Source organism: Segeticoccus sp. (genome assembly GCF_035708005.1).
Genome location: NZ_DASSTI010000032.1, coordinates 44,456 through 51,301, shown reverse-complemented (window position 1 = coordinate 51,301; position 6,846 = coordinate 44,456). Strand labels below are relative to the sequence as shown.

At 72.5% G+C, this 6,846-nt stretch carries 8 protein-coding genes; 1 reads left to right on the top strand and 7 read right to left on the bottom strand.

All coding sequences use genetic code 11. The features are described 5' to 3' along the window. The 3 genes from VFL99_RS03835 to VFL99_RS03825 all read right to left on the bottom strand — a co-directional run. Positions 1 to 174, bottom strand: a 174-nt coding sequence (locus tag VFL99_RS03835; RefSeq protein WP_325105008.1) for a TCP-1/cpn60 chaperonin family protein, incomplete at its 3' end; no start/stop codon positions are given. A 175-nt stretch (positions 175 to 349) separates the two neighbouring features. Then, on the bottom strand, positions 350 to 646 hold the full coding sequence (gene groES, locus VFL99_RS03830; protein ID WP_325105003.1) for a co-chaperone GroES: 297 nt from the start codon (positions 644 to 646) through the stop codon (positions 350 to 352). Between the two features lie 309 nt (positions 647 to 955). Beyond that, entirely contained in the window at positions 956 to 1,936 is a 981-nt protein-coding gene (locus VFL99_RS03825) for a ribose-phosphate diphosphokinase (protein ID WP_325105002.1), read from the bottom strand. An 88-nt stretch (positions 1,937 to 2,024) separates the two neighbouring features. Here VFL99_RS03825 and VFL99_RS03820 point away from each other — a divergent pair, with 88 nt between their 5' ends. Beyond that, on the top strand, positions 2,025 to 3,251 hold the full coding sequence (locus tag VFL99_RS03820) for a class I SAM-dependent methyltransferase (RefSeq protein ID WP_325105001.1): 1,227 nt from the start codon (positions 2,025 to 2,027) through the stop codon (positions 3,249 to 3,251). Between the two features lie 46 nt (positions 3,252 to 3,297). Here the strand turns inward: VFL99_RS03820 and VFL99_RS03815 are convergent, their stop codons facing one another. From VFL99_RS03815 to rimI, 4 genes are read right to left on the bottom strand one after another with little or no spacing between them, the layout of a single operon-like run. Further along, positions 3,298 to 4,125 carry a ribokinase gene (locus VFL99_RS03815; protein ID WP_325105000.1) on the bottom strand — a complete coding sequence of 276 codons (828 nt, stop codon included), beginning with the start codon at positions 4,123 to 4,125 and terminating at the stop codon, positions 3,298 to 3,300. Between the two features lie 35 nt (positions 4,126 to 4,160). Then, on the bottom strand, positions 4,161 to 5,267 hold the full coding sequence (locus tag VFL99_RS03810; protein ID WP_325104999.1) for a nucleoside hydrolase: 1,107 nt from the start codon (positions 5,265 to 5,267) through the stop codon (positions 4,161 to 4,163). Next, positions 5,264 to 6,310 carry a tRNA (adenosine(37)-N6)-threonylcarbamoyltransferase complex transferase subunit TsaD gene (gene tsaD / locus VFL99_RS03805; protein ID WP_325104998.1) on the bottom strand — a complete coding sequence of 349 codons (1,047 nt, stop codon included), beginning with the start codon at positions 6,308 to 6,310 and terminating at the stop codon, positions 5,264 to 5,266. Before tsaD ends, VFL99_RS03810 begins: the two co-directional genes overlap by 4 nt. Next, positions 6,307 to 6,825, bottom strand: coding sequence for a ribosomal protein S18-alanine N-acetyltransferase (gene rimI, locus VFL99_RS03800; protein ID WP_325104997.1), 519 nt, complete (start codon positions 6,823 to 6,825; stop codon positions 6,307 to 6,309). The genes tsaD and rimI overlap by 4 nt, the downstream gene beginning before the upstream one ends. Between the last annotated feature and the right edge of the window lie 21 nt (positions 6,826 to 6,846).

Sequence of the window (6,846 nt, the reverse complement as noted above, 5' to 3'; positions counted from 1 at the left end):
CTCGCGGGCGATGGTCACGCCGTCGTTGGTGATGGTCGGGGCGCCCCACTTCTTGTCGATGACCACGTTGCGGCCCTTCGGGCCGAGGGTCACCTTGACGGTGTTGGCGAGCGCGTCAACGCCGCGCTCGAGCGCCTTGCGTGCGGAGTCGTCGAACTCCAGCGTCTTGGCCATGGGAATCCTTCACTCTCGTTCAGATCTTTGGGACGTTGGCGCTGCCGTGGCAGCAGAAACGCCCCAAAGAATTGCCTCACGACTGGGGTATGCCCGCGCCCCGGCACGCACCTGCCATGCAGGCACGTCGCCGGGGCGCGTCATACCAAGGTTTTGGTTGTCGCTGGTGGGCGACTTACTTCTCGACGACGGCGAGGACGTCGCGAGCGGAGAGGATGAGCAGCTCTTCGCCGGCGTACTTCACCTCGGTGCCGCCGTACTTGCTGTAGATGACCTTGTCGCCGACAGCGACGTCGAGCGGCACGCGGTTGCCGTTGTCGTCGATGCGGCCCGGACCGATCGCCAGGACCTCGCCCTCCTGGGGCTTCTCCTTGGCGGTGTCCGGGATCACGAGGCCGGAGGCCGTGGTCTGCTCGGCCTCGACGGCCTTGACGACGATGCGGTCTTCGAGCGGCTTGATGGAAACCGACACGGTGTGACCTTCCCTTCGGGACATGTCGAGTGGACAGTGCTGATGACTGCTGCTGGATGGTTGCACGCGCGGGTTCCGGCCCTGTCGCCGTCGCGGGGGTCGACATGATCGGGAACACGCTGGCACTTGCCGGGGGCGAGTGCCAAGTCCGAATCTAGGTCGTCCGTTAGCACTCGGTCAACTCGAGTGCCAACATTCCGGGCCTCGCTACGCTCGTCTCCTCACACACATCGTCGTCAGCCAGGTTCTCGCGGCCGACTCCTCGGTGCTCCGGGCCTCGCTACGCTCGTTTCCTCACACACATCGTCGTCAGCCGATCGGCAGCTTGGGCTGCGGCGGGGCGTGGGTGGGGTCGACCCCGTCGAACAGGCTGCTCACCGACTCCCCCGCGTGGATGCGCGCGATCGCCTCGGCGAACAGCCCGGCAACCGAGCGCACCTGCAGTTCCGGCCACCCGGGCGGCGGCGGCACGGTGTCGGTGGTGACCACCTCCGAGATCAGCGGGTGGCCGCGCAGCCGGTCGACCGCCGGCCCGGTGAACAGCCCGTGCGTACAGGCGACCGCTGCGGACGGGCAGCCCCGCTCGGCCAGCTTGTCGAGCAGCTGGACGATCGAGCCACCGGTGGCGATCTCGTCGTCGAGCACGATCGCCCGCTTGCCGTCGACGTCGCCGACGATGGCGTCGATGACGACCCGGTCGTCGGCGATCCGCTGCTTCGCCCCAGCCGCGACCGGCAGGGCGAGCAGGCGGGCGAACTGGGTGGCCGTCTTGGCGTTGCCCAGGTCGGGGGACACGACGACGGTGTCGGTCAGGTCGTGGTCGCGGAAGTGGTCGGCGAGGACGCCGATCGCCGTGAGGTGGTCCACCGGCATGGAGAAGAAGCCGTGGACCTGCGGCGCGTGCAGCGCCATCGTCAGGGCGCGGTCAGCGCCCGAGGTGTCGAGCAGGTCGGCGACCAGCCGGCCGCCGAGGGAGATACGGGAGGCGTCCTTCTTGTCCGAGCGGGCGTAGGCGAAGTGCGGCATCACCGCGGTGATCTGCGCCGCCGAGGCGCCCCGCGCGGCGTCGATCATCAGCAGCAGCTCCATCAGGTGCTCCTGCGTGGGCGGGCACAACGGCTGCACGAGGTAGACGTCGCGCTGCCGGCAGTTGGCGAGCAACTGCGCCTGCAGGCAGTCGTTGCTGAACCGCTTGATGTCCACCGGCGACAGCTCGATGCCGAGGTGGTCGCAGATGCGCGTGGCAAAGGCACGGTGGGCACTGCCGGAGAAGACGACGATGTCACGCACGCGGGGAACTCCCGGGAAGGCTCGACCGGACCGGACGTGCCCGAGCCTAACCACCAGGCCCCGACCACCGGTGCGCGAGGATGTCGCCATGGACCTGCGGACCGTCGAGCGCCTCGTCTCCGGTGAGGGATGGGGACTGCTCCAGTCCCTCCCGCCGTATGACGAGTCCTCGGCGATGGTGCTCGGCGAACGTCTCCGTGCGGCTGGCTTCGACGCCGACCTCGTGGCTGCCGCCCTCACCCAGTCGCGGCTGCGCGCGAAGGCGGTCGACAAGTTCGGCACCTTCGCGGCCGGGATGATGTTCACCGCCGATGGTCTGGAGCAGGCAACCCGGCTGGAGGTCGCCGCGCGGCACGCCCAGCGGTTTCGCGACGCCGGGGTGCAGCAGGTCTGGGACCTGGGGTGCGGGATCGGCTCGGACGCGATGGCCCTCGCCGGGCTGGACCTCACCGTCACCGCCGTCGATGCCGACGAAGTGACCGCCGCCATCGCGGGGGTGAACCTGCGCCACTGGCCCGCGGCGCGGACCCGGGTCGGCCAGGCGGAGCACACCACCTTGCCCACCGGCGAGCCGGCACGGCGCGCCGGCGCCTGGCTGGACCCGGCTCGTCGCACCCCAGGGGTCGCGGACCTGCACGGACGCACCCGCCGGATCTTCCGGCTCGACCAGCTCTCCCCCTCATGGGAGACCGTGCGCGACGTGGCGACGCGGCTGCCCGCCGTCGGCGCCAAGCTCAGTCCGTCCTTCCCGCACGGCTCGGTGCCAGCGGGCAGCGAGGCGCAGTGGACGTCATACAACGGGGAGGTGCTGGAGTGCGTGGTCTGGTGGGGGACGCTGGTGCACCAGCCGGGCCGGTCGGCGTTGGTGCTCACGCCGGACGGGAGGGCGGACCTCGTGCGGCAGAGCCAGTGCGACCCCGACGTGCCGTGGGCGGAGTCGCTGGACCGGCTCGGTGAGTGGCTCTACGAACCGGACCGTGCCGTCATCCGGGCCGGGTTGACCGGCGCGCTCACCGCGGCGACGGGTGGGGCCGAGCTCGACTCGGGGGTCGGTTATGTGGCGGCCGCACGGATGGTGGAGGTGCCGTGGGCCAAGCGGTTCCGCATCTCCGACGCGCTGCCGCTGAACGTCAAGGGGCTACGCGCGCTGCTCCGGGACCGGGGGGTCGGGCGCCTGACGATCAAGAAGCGCGGGGTCAGTGTCGAGCCCGAGCAGCTGCGCCGGCAGTTGCGGCTGCACGGCGACGTGGAGGCCACGATCGTGCTGACCCGGGTCCAGGGACGCCAGGTCGTCCTGATCGTGCACCCGGCCTGACGAGCAGTCCCCCGTGGAAACGCCCGGACGCGGTGCCTGAGTCGGGTCAGAGCCGACCGTCGGGTTGGGCGCCCTCGTGCCGGACCGCGTCGGCCCCCGCCTGCAACGCCCGCTGCAGCGCCTCGGCACGGTCCGCGCCGGCCGCGAGTGCCGCGGCCAGTGCCCCGCAGAAGGCGTCCCCCGCTCCCGTGGTGTCGACCACCTCACCGTCCGGGACCGGCACCCCGTCAGCCCGTATGCCGTCCCAGGCCGCCCCGGCGGCCCCGAAGGTGACCAGCACCGACTTCGGCACGAGCCCGGAGTCGGCCAGCGCCAGTGCCTCGTGCTCGTTGACGACGGCCAAGTCGACCAGCGCCACGACCTCCGGGGCCAGCGGCGCGTAGGGCGAGACGTTGACCACGACCCGGGCGCCGGCCTCCCCGGCCCGGCGGACGGCGCGCTCGACCACGGGCAGGGGGATCTCGAGCTGGAGCAGGACCACATCGTCGGGTCCGAGCTCGTCCAGGACCGCGAGGTCGTCGGCGGTGAGCTCGGCGTTGGCGCCGGGCACGACGATGATGGTGTTCTCCCCGGCCTCGTCGACCGTGATGATGGCACGGCCGGTCGGGGCCGTGGTGGAGCGCAGGGCGGCGGTGTCGACGCCGGCGGCGGCAAGACGGTCGAGGTAGGCCCGGCCGTCCTCGTCCTGCCCGACGCACCCGACGACGCCCACCTCGGCGCCGGCCGCCCGGGCGGCCATGGCCTGGTTGGCGCCCTTGCCGCCGGCGAGCCGACCGGCGCTCTCCCCCAGGACGGTCTCCCCCGGCTCGGGGTGCCGCTCCACCCGGGTGACGTGGTCGACGTTGAGCGAGCCGACGACGACGACGCGTCCCATGAGATCGGTTCCTTTCGCACGGGTGAGCGGGGTGGTCAGTCCTGGCGGGGTGCGGCTGTGGACTCCGGCGTCGGGCGGCGCGCGGGCTCCTCCAGGGTGCCGAGGGCACCCAGCCAGAGGTCGGCATACCGCTTGGCGTCGACCGCGAGGGCGACGTCGACCTGGGTCGGGGCGATGCCGTGCGGGTCGTGGGCGAGGTCACCGCTCCAGTCGCGGCGGTCGACGATGGTGTGGCCGCGCGAGTAGCTGCCGGCCAGCTCCACCCGCACCGGGAGGCGGCTCGTCCGCAGGCCGTCGGGGTCGACGACGGCGCAGACCGCGCCCGCGTCACCGATCGTGGCGTGCGCGGACTCGAAGCGTTCGCACTGGAACTCCACGAGCAACCCACCCAGCTCGGCCGCCCGGTTGCCGGTGCGCCGCCCCTCGGCCACGAGCTCGGCGGCACGACCACGCTCGACGACGACGTCGTAGAACACGTCGAGGCCGTACAGGGTGATGGGCGGCCGCCCAGCGGCGACGTCGCAGGAGCCGCGAGAAGGGCCAGCGGCGACGTCGCAGGAGCCGCGAGACAGCTCATCGGCGACGTCGAGGACGACGGCCGCTGCCTCGGGGTCGTGCCAGACGTTGAACTCGGCGGAGGCGGTGGCGTTACCGGTGCCGGCAGTGCCGCCCATCATGACGATCCGGCGCAGGCCAGCCGCGGCCTCGGGCCAGGTGCGCAGCAGCAGCGCGATGTTGGTCAGGGGCGCGAGCGTGACGAGGGTGATCCGCTCCTCCTCCGGCGCACCGGCCAGCGGCAGGAGCAGGTCGCGCAGCAGCTCCACGGCGTGCCGCGGGTCGAGCTCGGCGGCGGCGTCCGGCCAACCGAGGTCGCCCATGCCGTCCTCGCCGTGCACGTGCCGCGCATCTCGGGACGGCTCGAGCAGCGGCCGGGCGGCCCCGCGGGCGACGGGCACGTCCGGCCGGCCGGCGGCCTCGAGCACCACGAGCGTGTTGCGCACCACCCGGTCGACCGGGGCGTTGCCGCCGACGCAGGTCACCGCCCGCAGGTCCAGCGCGGGGTGCCGTGCCGCCAGCAGGATCGCGAGCGCGTCGTCGACACCGGTGTCGACGTCGAGGACCACCGGGCTGGGGTGGCTCATGCCTGTACCACCGTCACCGGCATCGAGGAGTCGGCCGGCAGGTCGAGGGCGGACGGGGACAACCCGCGCGAGACCATGGTGGAGCCGAGCGCGGCGACCATCGCGCCGTTGTCGGTGCACAGCTTCGGCCGCGGCACGCGCACCCGGATCCCGGCCGCCTCGCAGCGCTCCTCGGCAAGCGCGCGCAACCGGCTGTTGGCGGCGACCCCGCCGCCGATCATCAGGTCGTGCACGCCGTTCTCCCGGCAGGCGAGCACGGCCTTGCGAGTCAGCACGTCGACCACGGCCTCCTGGAAGCTGGCGGCGACGTCGGCGACCGGGACCGGCTCACCGGATCGCTCGCGCGACTCCACCCAGCGGGCGACCGCGGTCTTCAGCCCGGAGAAGGAGAAGTCGAAGCGGTGCCGCTCCATGTCCCGTCCCGAGGTGAGCCCGCGCGGGAAGTCGATCGCGACCTTGTCGCCCTCCCGCGCGGCACGGTCGATGTGCGGGCCGCCGGGGAACGGCAGGCCCAGCACGCGCGCGACCTTGTCGAACGCCTCCCCCGCCGCGTCATCGATCGTGCTGCCGAGGGAGCGCACGTCGTGAGTGATGTCCGGCACGAGCAGCAGGCTGGAATGGCCACCGGAGACGAGCAGCGCCATCGCCGGCTCCGGCAGCGGTCCATGCTCGAGCTGGTCCACGGCGACGTGCGCGGACAGGTGGTTGACGCCATACAGCGGTTTGCCGAGGGCGACGGCCAGGGACTTGGCGGCTGCCACCCCGACCAGCAGCGCACCCGCCAGGCCGGGGCCGGAGGTGACCGCGAACGCGTCCACGTCGGCGAGGCGCACGCCGGCGTCGGCGGCGGCACGCTCCAGTGTCGGCACCATCGCCTCGAGGTGCGCGCGGCTGGCCACCTCGGGCACGACCCCGCCGAACCGCGCGTGCTCGTCCACACTGCTCGCGACCGCGTCGACGAGCAGCTCGCGTCCGCGGACGATCCCCACGCCGGTCTCGTCGCAGGACGTCTCGATGCCCAGCACCAGGGGCTGGTCGCTCACGTGCCCTCTCCTTCCGTCTCGGCCGGCGCCCGGCCATCCCGCACGTCGGCGCGCAGGATCAGCGCGTCCACGTTGCCGGGCTGGTAGTACCGCCGCCGCACGTGCAGCTGCCGGAAGCCGAACCGATCGTAGAGTCGTCGCGCGGGCTCGTTGTCCGCGCGCACCTCCAGCATCAGGTATGCCGCCCCGCACGCGCGTGCCCGGGTCACCAACCAGCCCAACAGCGTGGCGCCCACGCCGCGGCTCTGGGCGTCCGGCGCGACGGCGATGGTCATCACGTCGGCGACCTCACCGGCGTGGTCGAGTCCGGCGTAGCCGAGCACCTGCTCGGGCCGGTCGTCCTCGACCGCGACGACGTAGGAGCGGCGCGGCCGCTCGGCGAGCTCGGCCCACCAGGTGCGCTCCGACCAGGCGTCGGCGCCGAACAGCTCGGTCTCCAGGATGGTCAGCTGGGGGATGTCCGGCCAGCGCAGCTCGCGAAGGATCATCCCCGGCCCGCTGCGTGGAACATCCATGTCGTCATAGCAGCACCGATG

What these genes read in the sequence shown, in the direction of transcription:
- rimI (WP_325104997.1), bottom strand. Translation starts at nt 6,825, where the DNA reads ATGGATGTTCCACGCAGCGGGCCGGGGATGATCCTTCGCGAGCTGCGC.
- VFL99_RS03810 (WP_325104999.1), bottom strand. Translation starts at nt 5,267, where the DNA reads ATGAGCCACCCCAGCCCGGTGGTCCTCGACGTCGACACCGGTGTCGAC.
- VFL99_RS03820 (WP_325105001.1), top strand. Translation starts at nt 2,025, where the DNA reads ATGGACCTGCGGACCGTCGAGCGCCTCGTCTCCGGTGAGGGATGGGGA.
- VFL99_RS03815 (WP_325105000.1), bottom strand. Translation starts at nt 4,125, where the DNA reads ATGGGACGCGTCGTCGTCGTCGGCTCGCTCAACGTCGACCACGTCACC.